The sequence below is a fragment of the Microbacterium sp. KUDC0406 genome, from assembly GCF_021582875.1.
GTDB lineage: Bacteria > Actinomycetota > Actinomycetes > Actinomycetales > Microbacteriaceae > Microbacterium.
Window position 1 is genome coordinate 886,952 of record NZ_CP091138.1, and the last position, 16,321, is coordinate 903,272.

The window sequence follows — 16,321 nt, forward strand, 5'->3', positions numbered from 1 at the left end:
GCCTGGCCGGAGATGCCGTTCAACGGCGGCGTCATCCACCCCGCCCTCGCTGACGCGAAGAACTTCAACGAGGCCATGATCGACAACCCGCACCCGGAGTGGGTGCAGGTCCGTACACGATCGACGAGTTCGACGCGAACAAGGACTACGTCTCCTTCAAGCCGAACACCGAGTGGTGGGGCGACAAGCCGCTCCTCGACAAGGTCACCTTCACCGGTATGGACTCGCAGGCCGCGATCAACGCCTTCAAGAACGGCCAGATCGACACCGTCGGCACCGGCACCAAGGACCTCATGGAGCAGGTCAAGGGCATGAAGGACGTGGTGACCTACCGCGCCCAGCAGACCGCCAACACGATCCTGCAGATCGACTCGACCAAGCCGCAGTTCCAGGACGTCAAGGTCCGTGAGGCCTTCTTCAAGGCGGTCAACATCGACCAGCAGAAGCAGATCGCCTGGAACGGCCTGAACTACGAGGAGGACCCGGCGGGTTCGCTGACGCTGTTCTCGTTCCAGCCCGGCTACACCGACTCGATGAAGGCCGCAGGCTGGAAGTTCGACGTCGACGGCGCCAAGAAGCTGCTCGACGAGGCCGGTTGGAAGGAGGGCTCCGACGGCATCCGCGAGAAGGACGGCGTCAAGCTCACCGCGACCTACCCGATCTTCAGCGACGACCCGACCCAGAAGGCGCTCGCGCAGTCGCTGCAGGCCCAGGAGAAGGCGATCGGCATCGACCTCAAGGTCGACGTCCGCCCGTCCAGCAAGTTCTCCGAGGACTACACCTCGAAGAACTGGGACGCCGTCGGCCTGCGCTTCACCTCGTCGGACCCGTTCGGTGCCGCCTGGTTCTGCCAGCTGTACTGCTCGGACTCCGGTCTGAACCTGTCGGGTGTCGGTGACGCCGACCTCGACAAGCAGATCAAGGACGAGGTCGAGTCGCTCTCCGACCCGGAGGCGCAGACCGCTGCGGCGATGAAGCTCGAGCCGGAGATCTACAAGCGCTGGGGCCTCATCCCGATCTACAACGGTCCGTCCATCGTGACCGCGAAGAAGGGTCTCGCCAACCTGACCCCGGAGCCCTACGTGGGCCTCGACCTCTTCGGCATCCAGCCGGTGGAGAACGTGGGCTGGGAGAAGTAAGCACTCGGGCCGCTGAGCCCGTCGAAGTGCCCTGTGAAGCGGGGCCGGTGGTTGATCCGCCGGCCCCGCTTCTGCGCGCTTCGACGGGCTCAGCGACCCACCACCTGGGTCCCTGAGCCTGTCGAAGGGTATGGAGCAGTCGCACAGCCGCACGTCACGTAGGCTTGATCCCATGCGTCGCGGGACATTCCGAGAAGGCACGGTCGATTACGCCGCGGTCGGGGCGTCGCACGCGCCCGACCTCATGCAGTATCCGCCGGAGCGCAGTCTGCCGGCCGAGGACTCGTGGCGGATCGGCAGTGGCGAGGACCGTTTCCGCACCGCCGGAGACGCCCTGCTGTCCTGGACCGCGCAGCGTGCGGCGGGCCTCACGCTCGAGGACGTCCGGCCTGCCGCGGGTCCCACGTACGCCGGCGTGAGCTTCGACGGCGAGGGCAACGCGATCGCTCCCAGCCGCCGTGACCAGGAGCAGCGCTACGACGCGGAAGGAACGCCGTACGCCGGCCCGGGCATGACGCTCAAGGTGCGTGGTCGCGTGAAGGGTCTGCGGGCCGACGCCGAGCTGCGCGTGATCTCGGTCACCGAGGAGCCGCGCCGGATCGGCTTCGTGCTCGGCACCATGGGCGGTTCCGTGGTCAGCGGCGAAGAGGCCTTCGACGTGGACTGGCGCGAGGACAGCGACGAGGTCTGGTTCACGGTGCGCGCCTTCGACGCACCGAATCGGATGATGTACCGCATGGTCCCGGCGCTCGTGAAGCGTCGTCGTCGTGAGCTGTTCGCCCGCTACCTGCGGGCGATCTCGCCGTTGTACGCGACCCCGATCTGATGACGATCGCGCGCTGATGGCAGGACCTCTTCCGCTGGGCGATCCCGCCCCTGCCGACGGGAGCCTGCCCGACGACATCGTCGTCGACGCCGCGGTCCCCTTCTCTGCGTACCTGCATGTGCCGTTCTGCCGGGTGCGCTGCGGCTACTGCGACTTCAACACGTACACGGCGACGGAGCTGCGCGGCGTCAGGCAGGACGAGTACGCCGACACGCTGAACGCCGAGGTGGCGCTCGCCCGCGGCGTGCTCGCGCAGGCGGGCGGCCTCCGTCCGCTGCACAGTGTCTTCTTCGGCGGCGGGACCCCCACGCTGCTTCCAGCAGGCGACCTGGCCCGGATGCTGGAGACCACCGTCGCGGCGTTCGGGATCGAGGACGGCGCCGAGGTGACCGTTGAAGCGAACCCGGACACGGTGACGCGTGAGGTCGCGACGCGACTGGCGGATGCCGGCGTGACCCGCCTGTCGGTCGGAATGCAGTCGGCCGTGCCGCATGTGCTCGCCGCCCTCGACCGCACGCACCGACCGGAGAACGTGCGCACCGCCGTGGATGCCGCGCGCGCGGCGGGGCTCGCGGTGAGCGTCGACCTGATCTACGGGGCCCCCGGGGAGTCGCTGGGGGACTGGGAGTCATCGCTCGACGCCGCCCTCGCGCTCGACCCCGACCACATCTCCGCGTACGCCCTGATCATCGAGGACGGCACGAAGCTCGCCAGGCAGATCCGCCGCGGCGAGGTTCCCGCTCCGGACGACGATCTGCAGGCGGACATGTACGAGCTGGCGGACGCGCGTCTGGGCGCGGCCGGCTTCGGCTGGTACGAGGTGAGCAACTGGGCGCGCCCTTCGACAGGCTCAGGGACCCATTCGGACAACCGATCCCGGCACAATCTCGCGTACTGGCTGGGGTCGGACTGGTGGGGCTTCGGACCCGGCGCGCACAGCCACGTCGCGGGCCTGCGGTGGTGGAACGTCAAGCACCCGGCCGCGTATGCGCAGCGCCTCGCGGCAGGGGAGTCACCTGCCGCCGGCCGGGAGCGACCGGACGACGAGGCGCGGATGCTGGAGCGCGTTCTGCTGCGCAGCAGGTTGTCCGAGGGCATTCCTCTCGACGAGCTCCCGATAGACAACCGCGACGTCGTGGCAGGACTGATCGCGGACGGGCTCGTGGACGGGGCATCCGCTCTGCGTGAGAAGCGCCTTCGGCTCACCCTGCAGGGGCGCCTGCTCGCCGACGCCGTCGTCAGAGCTCTCACGGACTGACCAGTCCGGTCGTTGAGCGAGCGGAGCGAGACGAAACGTCGTGACCGGCCTCGCGGACCGTGGCGCGTTTCGTCTCGCTCCTTCGTCGCTCGCTCAACGAGCGAGAGCGTGCGGGTAGAATTGGCACTCAGTACGTGTGAGTGCCAGAGCGGAGGGAGCATCATGGTCTCGGAACGAGGGCTTCAGGTGCTCCGGGCGATCGTGCAGGACTACGTCGAGACGCAGGAGCCCGTGGGCAGCAGATCGATCGTCGAGCGGCATGCCTTCGGGGTCTCGGCGGCGACGATCCGCAATGACATGGCGCTGCTCGAGGACGAGGAGCTCATCGCCGCCCCGCACACCTCATCCGGCAGGGTGCCCACCGACAAGGGGTATCGGGTCTTCGTGAACCACCTCGCCCAGGTGCGTCCGCTCAGCACGGCGCAGCGCTCGGCGATCGAGACGTTCCTCGCCGACCCGGCCGATCTCGACGACCTGATGGCCCGCACCGTGCGCGTGCTCACGCAGCTCACCGGGCAGGTCGCCCTCGCCCAGTACCCGTCCTTCGCCCGCGCCAGCATCACCCATCTCGAGCTCGTGGGCCTGGCGCCGAACCGGCTCCTCGTCGTGCTGGTGACCGATGCGGGCGGCGTCTCGCAGCGCATCGCCCTGCTGCCCGTCGAGGTCGACGAGGGAGAGGTCGCGGTGCTCCGCGCCCGTCTCTCCGCGCTCATCACCGGACGAGCGGTGGCGGATGCCGTGGATCGGATCGCGGTGCTGCGAGTGCCCTCCGAGACGCGACCCGACCCGGCGCTCACCGCCCTCGCGGTGGTGATCGGCGAGGAGCTCGAGGAGTTCCGCCAGGAGAAGCTCGTGATGGCGGGGGCGGCGACGCTCGCGCGCCGCGAGCAGGACTTCCGCGGCAGCATCCATCCGCTGCTCGAGGCGATCGAGGAGCAGGTGACCCTGCTGCGGCTGATGAGCGAGATGGTGCCGGACGAGCACGGCCTGGCCGCCAGCATCGGCACCGAGAACGCGCCGTTCGGGCTCGGCGAAGCCTCGATCGTCGCGAGCGACTACATCGCGCAGGGCGGCACCGCGCGTCTCGGCGTGATGGGACCGACCCGCATGGACTATCCGAGCAATCTCGCGGCGGCGCGGGCCGTGGCCCGTTACCTGTCGCGGATGCTCGAAGAGGACGAGGCCCGCCGCTGACGCGGCGCGCCCACCAACGCACACACTCAGGAAGGTGACTGTGGCAGACCATTACGAGGTGCTCGGGGTCTCCCGTGACGCCACGCAGGATGAGATCAAGAAGGCCTACCGCAAGCTGGCGCGCCAGCTGCACCCGGACGTGAACCCGGGCGAGGAGGCCGCCGAGAAGTTCAAGCTCGTGACGCACGCCTACGACGTGCTGAGCGACGAGGACTCGCGGCGCCGCTACGACATGGGCGGTGACGAGAACGGCGGCTTCGGCGGTGCCGGCTTCGGCGGCTTCGGTGACATCTTCGAGACGTTCTTCGGCGCCGCAGGGGGAGCGCGCTCCGCGCGTCCGCGGTCGCGCCGCGAGCGCGGACAGGACGCCCTGGTGCGGGTGAACCTCGAGCTCGGCGACGTCGTGTTCGGTGCGCACCGCGACATCGAGGTGGACACCGCCGTGCTCTGCGAGACGTGCAACGGATCGTGCTGCCAGGAGGGCACCTCGCCGGTCACCTGCGACGTGTGCGGCGGCAGCGGTCACGTGCAGCGCCAGGTGCGCAGCCTGCTCGGCAATGTCGTCACGACTCAGCCGTGCGGCACCTGCGAGGGCTACGGCACCACCATCCCGTACCCGTGCGCCGCCTGCGCCGGCCAGGGTCGGGTGCGCTCGCGCCGCACCGTGTCGCTGGACATCCCGGCCGGCGTCGAGACCGGACTGCGTCTGCAGCTGCCCGGCTCGGGCGAGGTGGGACGCGCCGGCGGTCCGAACGGCGACCTGTACGTCGAGGTCACCGTCGCCCCGCATCCGGTGTTCAGCCGCGACGGCGACGACCTGCTCGCCACGCTCGAGGTGTCGATGACCGACGCGATCCTCGGCACCACGACGACGATCGACGGCCTGGACGGCACGGTCGACCTCGAGATCCGCTCCGGGCTGCAGTCCGGCGACGTGCTGACGATCGGGGGACGCGGGATCACCCCGCTGCGGGGCAGCCAGCGCGGCGACCTGCGCGTGGGAGTGCAGGTCGTGACCCCGACCAGGCTCGACTCCGCGCAGCGCAGGCTGATCGAGGACTTCGCGAAGAAGCAGAAGGCGCCCGCGCCGAAGCTCGCGCAGTTCCAGCAGGGCCTGTTCTCCAAGCTGCGCGACCGGCTGCGCGGGCACTGACGTGGCACTGCACTTCGTGACGCCGACCGGCACCACGGCGCACGTGGGCGAGATCGTGATGCTCACCGGCGCAGAGGCCAAGCACGCCGCGGTCGTGCGCAGGGTCCGCGTCGGCGAGTCCGTCACGATCGGCGACGGCGCAGGGGTGTGGCTCGAGGGCGTGGTCGAGGACGTCTCCGCGGCCGAGGTCTCGGTGCGGGTGACCGCGCGCGGCGAGCACGGGCTTCCTGACGTGCGGATCGTGTTGGCGCAGGCCCTCGCGAAGGGCGATCGCGACGAACTGGCCGTCCAGGCTGCGTGCGAGCTCGGCGTCGACGAGATCGTGCCCTGGCAGGCGTCGCGCAGCATCTCCCGCTGGGAGGGGCCGAAGGCCGCGAAGGGCAGGGAGCGCTGGGCGGCGATCGTGCGGGAGGCGGCCAAGCAGGCGCACCGGCCGTGGGTTCCCGAGGTCGCGGCGGTCGAGTCCACCGGGCAGCTCGCGAAGCGCGCGGCGAACGCCCGGATGCTGGTGCTCGATCCCACCGCCGGAGGCCGGGCTCAGCAGCATCCGCGCCGATGATCGCGATCTCGTACTCGTCGTCGGCCCTGAGGGCGGGATCGCGCCGGAGGAGCTGGACCGCCTGACCGCCGCCGGTGCCGAGCGCGTGCGGCTCGGCGACACCGTGCTGCGCACGTCGACCGCGGGTCCCGCCGCGATCGCGGTGCTGAGCGGCATCCTCGGGCGCTGGTGAGATGGCATTCCCGATGGTAGATTGATACCATGAGCATCACCATCGACGCTGCGGGCCGTCTCGTCGTGCCGAAGTCGGTTCGAGACGCAATGGGACTCCGCCCGGGCATCCCTGTCGACGTGACGTTCGTGGACGGCCACATCGAGATCGAGTACGCGCCGATCAGAGCGAAGATCGACACCAGCGCCGAGCTGCCGCGGCTGATCCCCGATGGTGACGTCGAGTCGATCGACGACGAGATCGTGCGTTCGGTGCTGGATTCGACGCGACGATGACCGCGACGTGCGACACCAGCGTGCTGATCGCGGTCCTCGCGCCCTGGCATCCGGAGCACGAGCGAACGAGAGAAGTCGTGCGCGACGTCACGGCGATCGGCGCGCACGTCCTGTTGGAGTCGTACAGCGTCCTCACCCGATTGCCGCACGGGCGGCTTGACGCCGTCACCGCGTCGGATGCCCTTGCGGCACTGCCGTGGGGCATCATCGACCTCATGCCGAAAGCACGAGAGTCACTGGTCCCGCAGTTGGCACGAGCGGGGGTGATCGGGGGAGCGGTCTACGACGGGCTTGTCGGAATGACAGCGGCCGCACATGGGCTGACTCTGCTCACCCGAGACAGGCGCGCCCGACGGACCTATGACGCGCTGGGTGTCGCGTACACGACATTGTGACCGGACCCGTCGTGGACGTCTCTCACTGAGACTTGAACTCATGACGGACACCTCGATCTTCACGCGCATCCTCAGTGGTGAGATCCCTGGAGAGATCCTCGCCGAGAACGAGACCGTTTTCGCGATCCGGGACATCAATCCACAGGCGCCGCTGCACGCTCTCGTGGTTCCCCGGAGCGAGGCGTTCCGTGATGTCACCGAGCTCGCCGCAGGTGATCCCGGACTGCTCGCCGACATGGTTGCGATGGCCAAGCAGATCGCAGATGAGCACGCGAACGGCGAGTACCGCCTGATCTTCAACAACGGCGCCAGCGCCGCCCAGTCCGTATTCCACGTGCACGCCCACGTGCTCGGCAACCTTCCGGAGGACCGGCTCATTGGCTTCTGACACCCCTGAACGAACCGAGCACCTGCTCGTCGACGGCATCGCGATGGTGCAGCTGCTCGGCCCGCAGGACCGACTGCTGCGGATGCTCGAGAGACAGCATCCGGGTGTGCAGGTGCTCGTCCGCGGCAACGAGATCACGCTCAGCGGGTCAGCAGCTGACGTCGCCGCCGCCAAGAGCCTCACCGACGAGCTCATCACGATGACGCGGGCCGGGCACGACCTGGCTCCGAGCGACGTGGAGAGCTCCGCGCGCATGCTTCGCCGCGACGACGGGCCGCGGCCGAGCGAGGTGCTCGGCGAGGCGATCCTGTCCACCCGCGGCCGGGTGATCCGCCCGAAGACGCTGGGCCAGAAGGAGTACGTCGACGCGATCGAGGAGAACACGATCGTCTTCGGCATCGGTCCGGCCGGAACCGGCAAGACCTACCTGGCGATGGCGAAGGCCGTGCAGGCGCTGCAGCGCAAGGAGGTCGAGCGCATCATTCTGACGCGTCCGGCAGTGGAGGCGGGGGAGCGGCTGGGCTTCCTGCCCGGCACCCTGACCGACAAGATCGACCCGTATCTGCGGCCGCTGTACGACGCACTGAACGAGATGATGGACCCCGAGATCGTGCCCCGGCTGATGGCCAGCGGCACGATCGAGGTCGCTCCGCTGGCGTACATGCGCGGCCGCACCCTGAACGACTCGTTCGTCGTGCTCGACGAGGCGCAGAACACCACGCCCGAGCAGATGAAGATGTTCCTGACCCGTCTCGGCTTCGGCACGAGGATGGTCGTCACCGGAGACATCACCCAGGTCGACCTGCCGCAGGGCGCGTCGGGACTGCGCCTGGTGACGCGGGTGCTGAAGGACATCGACGACATCCACTTCTCCCGGCTGACCAGCGACGACGTCGTACGGCACACGCTGGTGGGGCGGATCGTCGATGCCTACAGCGAGTACGACGAGCAGCGCACGGCCGCCCGGGCGGAGCGCGAGCAGGCGCACGAGTTCGCGAACCGCGCCGACCGGCGCTCGGGGATGCGGCCGGGGCCGAGGGACCGGATGCCGAAGCGAGGCCTTTCCTGATGAAACGAGCACAGGCATGATCGAGATCAACAACGAGTCCGCCGTCTCCATCGACGAGACGGTGCTGCAGCGGCTCACCGAGTTCAACCTCGCTCAGCTGCACGTCAGCCCGGACGCCGAGGTCGCGATCGTCCTCGTGGACGAGGGGGCGATGGAGTCGCTGCACGTGCAGTGGATGGATGAGCCCGGCCCGACGGACGTGCTGAGCTTCCCGATGGACGAGCTGCGGCCCGGCAGCGAGGACCACCCGACGCCGCCCGGGCTCCTCGGTGACATCGTGCTCTGCCCGCAGGTCGCGGAATCGCAGGCGCAGACGGCCGGCCACACGCTGATGGACGAGCTGATCCTGCTCACCACGCACGGTCTGCTGCACCTGCTCGGATTCGATCACGCCGAGCCCGACGAGGAGCGTGAGATGTTCGGGCTGCAGAAGGAGCTGATCCGCGGGTTCGCGGCATCCGAACGCCGACGATGATCGCGGGATTCCTGCTCGCCGCCGCCGTGATCCTGGTCGCGTTCGGCGGCCTGATGGCAGCAGTCGACGCGGCTTTCTCGGTGAGCTCGCGCAGCGACCTCGAGGAGATGGCCGAGGAGGGGCGCAACGCGTCCGCGCTGGCGAGGATCGCCGAGGATCCGGACGCGCACGTGAACTCCGTCGCGTTCATGCGCGTGCTCTCCGAGACCACCGCGGCGGTGCTCGTGACCGTCGCGCTCGTGCAGACGCTGCCGAACGACTGGTGGGCGATGCTCGCCGCCGCCGTGCTGATGACCGGGATCACCTTCGTGCTGGTCGGGGCGAGTCCCCGATCGTTCGGGCGGCACCACGCGGATGGCCTGCTGCGGCTCTGGGCTCCGGTCGTGCATGGCGTGCGGGTGGTGCTCGGGCCGCTCGCGCAGGGCCTCGTCTCGCTCGGCCGCCGGGTCACCCCCGGTGGCGGGCGCAGCTCGTTCGCCTCTGAGGAGCAGCTGTTGAGCATGGTCGACGAGGCGGCGTCCAACGACCTCATCGAGGAGGACGACCGCGACCTGATCCACTCGGTGTTCGACTTCACCGACCAGTTCGTGCGCGCCGTCATGGTGCCCCGCACCGAGATGGTCGCGGTGGACGCCACCGCGACGACGACCGAGGCGATGGACCTGTTCCTGTCGAAGGGCGTCTCACGGATGCCGGTGGTCGACGATGACGCCGACGACGTGGTGGGCGTGCTCTACCTGAAAGACCTGGTGCAGTTCGCCTACCGCGACGAGAGCGCGTGGCGCGGTGCGCCGGTGCGCCCGATCGCCCGCCCGGCGACGTTCGTGCCCGAGTCGATGCGCGCGGAGACGCTGCTGCAGCAGATGAAGCGCGACGCGGTGCACGTGTGCCTGGTGATCGACGAGCACGGCGGGATCTCGGGCCTGGTCACGCTGGAGGACCTCATCGAGGAGCTGGTCGGAGAGATCTCCGACGAGTACGACCGCGGCCCGGCCGAGATCGTCGAGCTCGGCGGCGGCCGGTACCGGGTGAACTCCCGGCTCTCGCTGGAGGACGTCGGCGACCTGTTCGAGCTCGAGCTCGAGGATGAGGACGTCGACTCGATCGGCGGCCTGCTCGGCAAGGCGCTCGGTCAGGTGCCGCAGCCGGGGGCCATGGCCGTCGTCGACGGCCTGGTGCTCACGGGTGGCGCGTCGCGCGGACGCGGCAGAGGTATCGCTACGGTGTTCGTGGAGCGCGCGCCGGAGGAGGAGTCGGAAGATGAGTGAAGACAAGCACAGCGGATTCGTCACGTTCGTGGGGCGCCCGAACGTGGGCAAGTCCACGCTGACCAACGCTCTGGTGGGCGAGAAGATCGCCATCACCAGCGAGAAGCCGCAGACCACGAGGCGCGCCATCCGCGGCATCGTGAACCGGCCCGGCGGGCAGCTCGTGATCGTGGACACCCCCGGCATCCACAAGCCGCGCACGCTGCTCGGCGAGCGGTTGAACGACCTTGTGGAGCAGGTTCTCGGTGACGTCGACGTGATCGGCTTCTGCGTGCCCGCGACCGAGAAGGTCGGCCCGGGCGACCGTCGTATCGCGGCATCGCTGGACGGCTACCCCCGCGCGAAGAAGATCGCGATCGTCACCAAGACGGATGCCGCGGAGCGCGACGAGATCACGGAGCGTCTCATCGAGGTGGACTCGTTGCGCGAGGACTGGTCCGCGGTCATCCCGCTCTCGTCGGTCGCGAACGACCAGCTCGATGTCCTCGCCGACGAGGTGCTCGCGCTGATGCCCACCGGCCCCGCGCTGTACGAGGACGGCGTCGTCACCGACGAGTCGCTCGAAGACCGGGTGGCGGAGATCATCCGTGAGGCGGCTCTGGAGGGCGTGCGTGACGAGTTGCCGCACTCCATCGCCGTGGTGATCGACGACATCGCACCGCGCGAGGACAGCGACCTCACCGACGTGCACGCGTCGATCGTGGTCGAGCGTGACAGCCAGAAGGCGATCATCATCGGCCGGAAGGGCTCGCGCCTTCGCGACGTCGGCGCACGCGCCAGGGCGCAGATCGAGCCGCTGCTCGGCACCCGCGTGTTCCTCGGCCTGCACGTGAAGGTCGCCAAGGAGTGGCAGCGCGACCCCAAGCAGCTCGGCAAGCTCGGGTTCTGAGCGGTACGTCATCAGATCGAGGTCCCGCCCTCTGGGGCGCCGGGGCGGTCGCTGAGTCGCTGGGTCCGTCTCTGGGTCGCTGAGCCTGTCTCTGGGTCGCAGGGTCCGTCTCTGGGTCGCTGAGCCTGTCTCTGGGTCGCAGGGTCCGTCTCTGGGTCGCTGAGCCTGTCGAAGCGTGGTGCATCGTGGGATCATCGGGGCATGGACGCTACGGTGAGGCGGGAATCTGCGGGGCGGTGGCGACGTGCCGCCGTCGTCGTCGGCGCGCTTCTCGGGCTGGCGATCGGGCTCTTCGGATCGATCTTCGGGCCGTACTACGTCGGCGCCGTCGGGCTGTTCCTCGCGGCGCTCGGCTTCGTCGATGCGAAACGCCCCTGGGCGCGATTCGTGCTCGTGGTCGGGCTGGCGATCGTCGCCGGAGCATGCGTCTACGTGCTCCTGGGCATTCTCACTCCGGACGGGGCGGGAAGCGGATCCGGGAGCGGTGTCGGCGACTGACTCAGCGCCCGCCGGAGAACCCGCCCCCGCCCCCTCCGCCCGAGAAGCCGCCGCCGAACGAGCCGCTCGATGTCGACGACGACGTGGCCACCGCGGTCGCGCTCAGCGAAGAGCCCATCCGCGACAGCGAAGAGCCGAGCATGCCGTACGCGTACCCGGTGTACCAGGCCGGCACGTAGCTGCGCTGCTGGTACTGCACCTCGAGGACTCTGGCCCAGTCCTTCTCCAGGCCGAACAGCATCGCGTAGGGGAGCAGTCGCTCGTACAGCACGATGACGTCCACACCACCGTCGTCGCGGCGCTCCGCGCCCTGGTACGACTGCAGCATCCGCACGCGATCAGCCTCGGCGAGTCGGATGTATTCGCTAACGCCGAGCAGGTGCTCTCGAACCTCCGCGCCCTGCCTCGTGAGGACGGTCTTCTTCCGCATCAGTACGACGGCGTTGACGATCACCGCCACGCCGACGAGGATGCTGAGCACGAAGGCGATGATCGCGGCCGGCCGCTGCACGACGAGACCGGGGATCGTGAGCGCGATCGCGACGAGTGCGGCGAGGATCGCGAGGAGGCCGCACACCAGTCCGACGACGGAGCGCTTCCGTGCGGCCAGCCCGCGCTCGCGCGCCGCGGTGCTCGCCGTCCCGGGCAGCTTCGACAGGCGGGTGGCGAGTTTGCTGCTGGGCGTCGCGAGGTCGATCGTCTTACCGGGCTTGAGCTTTGGGAAGAGGGCTGTCAGCGCGGCCGCGTCCAGCGGGTCCGCGGTGCCCTCGCCGGTGACGAGGGTGAGTCTCGGCTTCTTCTCGCCGTCCTCGATGCGCAGCGCGCCGCGCACGGCCAGGTGCACGATCTGGGCCGGAATCGCCTTCGAGCGGCCGCCCGCGATCTCGGAGGCGAGCAGCGGGGGCAGGTCGGACGGCACCTCGTACTGCGCGACCACGATCCCGCGGCCCTGCTCGCGATGCCGGCGCTTCATGAGGCCGACGGACAGCAGGCCCGCGCCACTGAGCAGCACGCCGGCGCCGACGACGCCGTAGGGCACCACGTCGGTGACCGGGTCGGGCCGCAGCGCGGGCGAGGGGGTGACCGTGCCGGGCTCGAAGGGGAAGGCCACCGTGACGCCCTCACGGGCCGGCAGATCGGTGGCCGTCACGGTGTAGACGCCGTCCTGCTCGACGAGGTCGCACCTCTGCGTCGAGCCGTAGCCGCCCTGGTAGCAGCTCGGATCGCCCGCACTCGCTGCAGTCAGGCTGCCGTCGAATCGGATGCTGCCGGTGAACCGTGCGATGTCCTGCGTGGAGTCGAGCGGCAGCAGATCCCAGTAGAACTCGTCGATGTCCGCGTCATCCGGTGCGTGGAAGACGTCGCGCATCGTGTACTCGATCACGTACGTCGTGGCGCCGTGCTTGTACGTGTCGTCGTCGATCGACACGAACAGCACGTCGTCGTCGGAGTCGGTCTCGAAGGGCACGTCCTCGCCCTTGCCGTCGGTGACCGAGATCACGGTCGGATACAGCGGCGCATCGCCGTACATCTCGGCGAGGCCGCGCACGATGCCGCGGTTCTGGTCGGTCTGCGGAAACTCCGCGACGACGGTCTCTGTGACATGCATCAGTGCCCGTCCCTCGTCGTCCAGGCCGATATCGAACTGCGAGTCCCAGGACGAGTAGTCGAAGTCGTCCACGTCGGCGTGAGCGACGGACGCCGGTAGGCCCGCCGCCGCGAGGACGGTGAGGAACCCGGCGACCAGAACGGTGCGGAGGAGGGTGCGGAGACGCATTCCTCCACGCTATCCGGAGCGGGCGTAGCGTGGAGGAGACGAGCGGAGCAGAGATGGCCTGGCACTGGATCGCCCCGCAGTGGGGCAGCCCCGAGAACTGGAGGTTCGAGGAGTACGAGCCTGCCGCCCCGGGAAGCGGTGAGGTCACGATCCGCGTTCGTGCGGCCGGCGTGAACCCCGCCGATGCCAAGCACGTCGCCACGGCCCGTCCCGGCACGGAGCTGCCCGCGGCGATCGGGTACGAGGTCTCCGGCGAGCTCGCGGCGGTGGGCCCGGACACCCGGATAGGCTCCGGTGGGGCCGCGGTGGGCGACGAGGTCATCGCGTTCCGGATCAACGGCGGCTACGCGACCGAGGTCACGGTGCCGGCCGAGAAGGTCTTCCGCAAGCCCACCACGCTCAGCCATCCTGAGGCGGCGAACCTGCTGCTGGCCGGCACCACGGCGGCGGAGATGCTCGCCGTGACCGCGGCAGCCGAGGGGAGACCGTGCTGCTGCACGGCGCGTCCGGTGCGGTGGGCGTCAGCGTCCTGCAGCAGGCCGCGCATCGCGGCATCCGGGTGATCGGCACGGCCGGCGCGCGGCGCGCGGACGAGGTGCGCCGGTTCGGCGGCCTCCCGGTGACGTACGGCGACGGACTCGCGGGCCGGGTCCGTGCGGCGATGGCTGATGCCGGCATCGCCGCGATCGACGCGACGCTCGATGCCGTCGGCACCACGGAGGCCGTGGACGTGTCGCTCGAGCTGGTTCCGGATCGTTCCCGCATCGTCACCATCGTCGCAGCCGGCCGTGCGCGGGAGAACGGGTTCCGCGCGATCGCCGGATCGCTGCCGGACAGTACGCGGTTCCGGGACGCCGCGCGACCGCGCCTGATCGCCCTCGCGGAGCGCGGTGGTCTGACCGTGCCCGTGGCACGCACCTTCCCGCTCGCCGAGGCGAAGGAAGCCCTGCGGATCGTCGCGACCGGCCACCCCGGCGGAAAGCTCGCGCTCATCCCCTGAGCCGGCGACGGCGTCCAGGCTGAGCATCCTGCCAAGCAGGGTGTTAGTATTTCTGCATGCCTCTGGGCGGACTGCTTCTTCTTAGCTGCCGCGACGAGTCCTGACGATCGGGCCTCTCTCGTCGCGGCGCTCGTGTTGGCCTGAGCACATTCCTGACGAAGAGAAGAAGCAGCACCGATCATGAAGAACAACCAGAAGCCCTCCGCGATGCCGGTTCGCAAGTACCGGCCCTTCCACGAGCAGATCCGTGTCGAGCTGGCAGACCGCACCTGGCCCTCGAAGCGCATCACCGAGGCGCCGCGCTGGTGCGCGGTCGACCTGCGCGACGGCAACCAGGCGCTCATCGACCCGATGTCGCCCGAGCGCAAACGCGTCATGTTCGAGCTGCTCGTGAGCATGGGCTACAAGGAGATCGAGGTCGGTTTCCCCTCGGCGAGTCAGACCGACTTCGACTTCGTGCGCCAGCTGATCGAAGAGGACCTGATCCCCGAGGACGTCACCATCCAGGTGCTGACGCAGTGCCGCGAGCATCTGATCGAGCGCACCTATGAGGCGATCGCCGGCGCCAAGCAGGCGATCGTGCACTTCTACAACTCCACCAGCGTGCTGCAGCGCGAGGTCGTGTTCCGCTCCGACCGCGAGGGCGTCGAGCAGATCGCGCTGGAGGGTGCTCGCCTGTGCCGCGAGTTCGAGAAGCGCATCCCCGACACCGAGGTGTACTACGAATACTCCCCGGAGAGCTACACCGGCACCGAGCTGGAGTACGCCGTCGAGGTCTGCAACGCCGTCATCGAGGTGCTCCAGCCCACCCCCGACCGCAAGGTGATCATCAACCTGCCGGCGACCGTCGAGATGGCGACGCCGAACGTCTACGCCGACTCGATCGAGTGGATGCACCGGCACCTGGCGCAGCGCGAGAACGTCATCCTGTCGCTGCATCCGCACAACGACCGCGGCACCGCGATCGCGGCCGCCGAACTGGGCTACATGGCCGGGGCCGACCGCATCGAGGGCTGCCTGTTCGGCAACGGCGAGCGCACGGGGAACGTCGACCTGGTGGCCCTTGGCGTCAACCTGTTCACGCAGGGAATCGACCCGCAGATCGACTTCAGCGACATCGACCAGGTCAAGCGCACCGTCGAGTACTGCAACCAGCTGCCGGTGCCTGAGCGCAGCCCGTGGGCGGGCGACCTCGTCTTCACCGCCTTCAGCGGGTCGCACCAGGATGCGATCAAGAAGGGCTTCGAGGCGATGGCCGCGAAGGCCGAGGAGCAGGGAGTCTCGATCGACGAGATCGAGTGGGGCGTGCCCTACCTGCCCGTCGACCCGAAGGACCTGGGCCGCTCGTACGAGGCGGTCATCCGGGTCAACTCGCAGTCCGGCAAGGGCGGCGTCGCCTATCTGCTGAAGACCGACCACGCCATCGACCTGCCGCGCAAGCTGCAGATCGAGTTCTCCGGCGTCGTGCAGGCGAAGACCGACGCCGAGGGCGGCGAGGTCACCAGTGAGCAGATCTGGAAGATCTTCAACGACGAGTACCTGCCCGCCGACGACGCCGCACAGAAGTGGGGCCGCTTCGAGCTGCTCGGCACACAGACCCGCAGCGACATGTCCGGCGAGGTCGTGCTCGACGTCGTGCTGCGCGACGGCGAGGAGCGCCTCGAGGCGAGCGGTCAGGGCAACGGCCCGATCGCGGCGTTCATCGAGGTGCTGCGCGAGCGCGGCACCGAGATCACGCTCTACGACTACGTCGAGCACACACTGTCCACGGGCGGCGACGCGCAGGCCGCGGCCTACATCGAGCTGCAGGTCGACGAGCAGCGGCTCTGGGGCGTCGGCATCGACGGCGACATCTCCACCGCGTCGCTCAAGGCCATCGTCTCGTGCGTGAACCGCTCGGTGCGCACGCGTCTGAGCGAGCTCGTCGGGGCCTGACCCGAACACCCGACCACCTCCACACCGACCACCTCCGTGCCAGCATCCGTG

Annotated in this window: 17 protein-coding genes and 1 pseudogene; 17 read left to right on the plus strand and 1 reads right to left on the minus strand. The window is 69.2% G+C overall.

The window, feature by feature from the left end; translation table 11 throughout:
• Positions 1 to 98 precede the first annotated feature (98 nt).
• From L2X99_RS04495 to L2X99_RS04560, 14 genes and pseudogenes are all read left to right on the plus strand, one after another.
• Positions 99 to 1,139 carry an ABC transporter substrate-binding protein gene (locus tag L2X99_RS04495; RefSeq protein WP_236124892.1) on the plus strand — a complete coding sequence of 347 codons (1,041 nt, stop codon included), beginning with the start codon at positions 99 to 101 and terminating at the stop codon, positions 1,137 to 1,139.
• Between the two features lie 172 nt (positions 1,140 to 1,311).
• On the plus strand, positions 1,312 to 1,965 hold the full coding sequence (locus L2X99_RS04500) for a DUF1990 family protein (RefSeq protein WP_236124891.1): 654 nt from the start codon (positions 1,312 to 1,314) through the stop codon (positions 1,963 to 1,965).
• Positions 1,966 to 1,981: 16 nt separating this feature from the next.
• Positions 1,982 to 3,223, plus strand: coding sequence for a radical SAM family heme chaperone HemW (gene hemW / locus L2X99_RS04505; RefSeq protein WP_236135684.1), 1,242 nt, complete (start codon positions 1,982 to 1,984; stop codon positions 3,221 to 3,223).
• Positions 3,224 to 3,385: 162 nt separating this feature from the next.
• Positions 3,386 to 4,417, plus strand: a complete 1,032-nt coding sequence (gene hrcA, locus L2X99_RS04510) for a heat-inducible transcriptional repressor HrcA (RefSeq protein ID WP_236124890.1) — start codon at positions 3,386 to 3,388, stop codon at positions 4,415 to 4,417.
• A gap of 40 nt (positions 4,418 to 4,457) precedes the next feature.
• A complete protein-coding gene (dnaJ, locus tag L2X99_RS04515) occupies positions 4,458 to 5,570 on the plus strand; it encodes a molecular chaperone DnaJ (protein WP_329608166.1) in 1,113 nt (370 codons plus the stop codon).
• A gap of 1 nt (position 5,571) precedes the next feature.
• Positions 5,572 to 6,301, plus strand: a pseudogene (locus tag L2X99_RS04520) (16S rRNA (uracil(1498)-N(3))-methyltransferase).
• A gap of 29 nt (positions 6,302 to 6,330) precedes the next feature.
• Positions 6,331 to 6,576 (plus strand): AbrB/MazE/SpoVT family DNA-binding domain-containing protein, encoded by a 246-nt coding sequence (locus tag L2X99_RS04525; protein ID WP_236124888.1) that lies wholly within the window; start codon positions 6,331 to 6,333, stop codon positions 6,574 to 6,576.
• On the plus strand, positions 6,573 to 6,971 hold the full coding sequence (locus L2X99_RS04530; RefSeq protein ID WP_236124887.1) for a PIN domain-containing protein: 399 nt from the start codon (positions 6,573 to 6,575) through the stop codon (positions 6,969 to 6,971). The genes L2X99_RS04525 and L2X99_RS04530 overlap by 4 nt, the downstream gene beginning before the upstream one ends.
• Before the next feature lie 40 nt (positions 6,972 to 7,011).
• Positions 7,012 to 7,359, plus strand: coding sequence for an HIT domain-containing protein (locus tag L2X99_RS04535; protein WP_236124886.1), 348 nt, complete (start codon positions 7,012 to 7,014; stop codon positions 7,357 to 7,359).
• A gap of 43 nt (positions 7,360 to 7,402) precedes the next feature.
• Positions 7,403 to 8,428, plus strand: a complete 1,026-nt coding sequence (locus L2X99_RS04540) for a PhoH family protein (RefSeq protein ID WP_236135907.1) — start codon at positions 7,403 to 7,405, stop codon at positions 8,426 to 8,428.
• 16 nt (positions 8,429 to 8,444) lie between these two features.
• Complete coding sequence (gene ybeY, locus L2X99_RS04545; protein WP_236124885.1) at positions 8,445 to 8,903, plus strand: rRNA maturation RNase YbeY; 459 nt, start codon at positions 8,445 to 8,447, stop codon at positions 8,901 to 8,903.
• The gene (locus L2X99_RS04550) at positions 8,900 to 10,171 is read left to right on the plus strand and encodes a hemolysin family protein (RefSeq protein WP_236135685.1); all 1,272 of its coding nucleotides are present in this window, start codon (positions 8,900 to 8,902) and stop codon (positions 10,169 to 10,171) included. The genes ybeY and L2X99_RS04550 overlap by 4 nt, the downstream gene beginning before the upstream one ends.
• Entirely contained in the window at positions 10,164 to 11,060 is an 897-nt protein-coding gene (gene era / locus L2X99_RS04555; RefSeq protein WP_236124884.1) for a GTPase Era, read from the plus strand. Before L2X99_RS04550 ends, era begins: the two co-directional genes overlap by 8 nt.
• A 201-nt stretch (positions 11,061 to 11,261) precedes the next feature.
• On the plus strand, positions 11,262 to 11,558 hold the full coding sequence (locus L2X99_RS04560; RefSeq protein WP_236124883.1) for a hypothetical protein: 297 nt from the start codon (positions 11,262 to 11,264) through the stop codon (positions 11,556 to 11,558).
• A 1-nt stretch (position 11,559) separates the two neighbouring features.
• On the opposite strand, the gene L2X99_RS04565 is transcribed toward L2X99_RS04560, so the two are convergent.
• Positions 11,560 to 13,335 (minus strand): DUF2207 domain-containing protein, encoded by a 1,776-nt coding sequence (locus L2X99_RS04565; protein WP_236135686.1) that lies wholly within the window; start codon positions 13,333 to 13,335, stop codon positions 11,560 to 11,562.
• Positions 13,336 to 13,388: 53 nt separating this feature from the next.
• On the opposite strand from L2X99_RS04565, the gene L2X99_RS18500 reads away from it, so the two are divergent.
• The 3 genes from L2X99_RS18500 to leuA all read left to right on the plus strand — a co-directional run bounded on the left by L2X99_RS18500 (position 13,389) and on the right by leuA (position 16,270).
• Positions 13,389 to 13,898 (plus strand): alcohol dehydrogenase catalytic domain-containing protein, encoded by a 510-nt coding sequence (locus tag L2X99_RS18500; RefSeq protein ID WP_442923498.1) that lies wholly within the window; start codon positions 13,389 to 13,391, stop codon positions 13,896 to 13,898.
• A complete protein-coding gene (locus L2X99_RS18505; protein ID WP_442923499.1) occupies positions 13,823 to 14,335 on the plus strand; it encodes a zinc-binding dehydrogenase in 513 nt (170 codons plus the stop codon). The genes L2X99_RS18500 and L2X99_RS18505 overlap by 76 nt, the downstream gene beginning before the upstream one ends.
• A gap of 180 nt (positions 14,336 to 14,515) precedes the next feature.
• Positions 14,516 to 16,270 (plus strand): 2-isopropylmalate synthase, encoded by a 1,755-nt coding sequence (gene leuA / locus L2X99_RS04575; RefSeq protein WP_236135687.1) that lies wholly within the window; start codon positions 14,516 to 14,518, stop codon positions 16,268 to 16,270.
• Positions 16,271 to 16,321 lie beyond the last annotated feature (51 nt).

What these genes read in the sequence shown, in the direction of transcription:
- L2X99_RS04500 (WP_236124891.1), top strand. Translation starts at nt 1,312, where the DNA reads ATGCGTCGCGGGACATTCCGAGAAGGCACGGTCGATTACGCCGCGGTC.
- hemW (WP_236135684.1), top strand. Translation starts at nt 1,982, where the DNA reads ATGGCAGGACCTCTTCCGCTGGGCGATCCCGCCCCTGCCGACGGGAGC.
- hrcA (WP_236124890.1), top strand. Translation starts at nt 3,386, where the DNA reads ATGGTCTCGGAACGAGGGCTTCAGGTGCTCCGGGCGATCGTGCAGGAC.
- L2X99_RS04525 (WP_236124888.1), top strand. Translation starts at nt 6,331, where the DNA reads ATGAGCATCACCATCGACGCTGCGGGCCGTCTCGTCGTGCCGAAGTCG.
- L2X99_RS04530 (WP_236124887.1), top strand. Translation starts at nt 6,573, where the DNA reads ATGACCGCGACGTGCGACACCAGCGTGCTGATCGCGGTCCTCGCGCCC.
- L2X99_RS04535 (WP_236124886.1), top strand. Translation starts at nt 7,012, where the DNA reads ATGACGGACACCTCGATCTTCACGCGCATCCTCAGTGGTGAGATCCCT.
- L2X99_RS04540 (WP_236135907.1), top strand. Translation starts at nt 7,403, where the DNA reads ATGGTGCAGCTGCTCGGCCCGCAGGACCGACTGCTGCGGATGCTCGAG.
- ybeY (WP_236124885.1), top strand. Translation starts at nt 8,445, where the DNA reads ATGATCGAGATCAACAACGAGTCCGCCGTCTCCATCGACGAGACGGTG.
- L2X99_RS04550 (WP_236135685.1), top strand. Translation starts at nt 8,900, where the DNA reads ATGATCGCGGGATTCCTGCTCGCCGCCGCCGTGATCCTGGTCGCGTTC.
- era (WP_236124884.1), top strand. Translation starts at nt 10,164, where the DNA reads ATGAGTGAAGACAAGCACAGCGGATTCGTCACGTTCGTGGGGCGCCCG.
- L2X99_RS04560 (WP_236124883.1), top strand. Translation starts at nt 11,262, where the DNA reads ATGGACGCTACGGTGAGGCGGGAATCTGCGGGGCGGTGGCGACGTGCC.
- L2X99_RS04565 (WP_236135686.1), bottom strand. Translation starts at nt 13,335, where the DNA reads ATGCGTCTCCGCACCCTCCTCCGCACCGTTCTGGTCGCCGGGTTCCTC.
- L2X99_RS18500 (WP_442923498.1), top strand. Translation starts at nt 13,389, where the DNA reads ATGGCCTGGCACTGGATCGCCCCGCAGTGGGGCAGCCCCGAGAACTGG.
- leuA (WP_236135687.1), top strand. Translation starts at nt 14,516, where the DNA reads ATGAAGAACAACCAGAAGCCCTCCGCGATGCCGGTTCGCAAGTACCGG.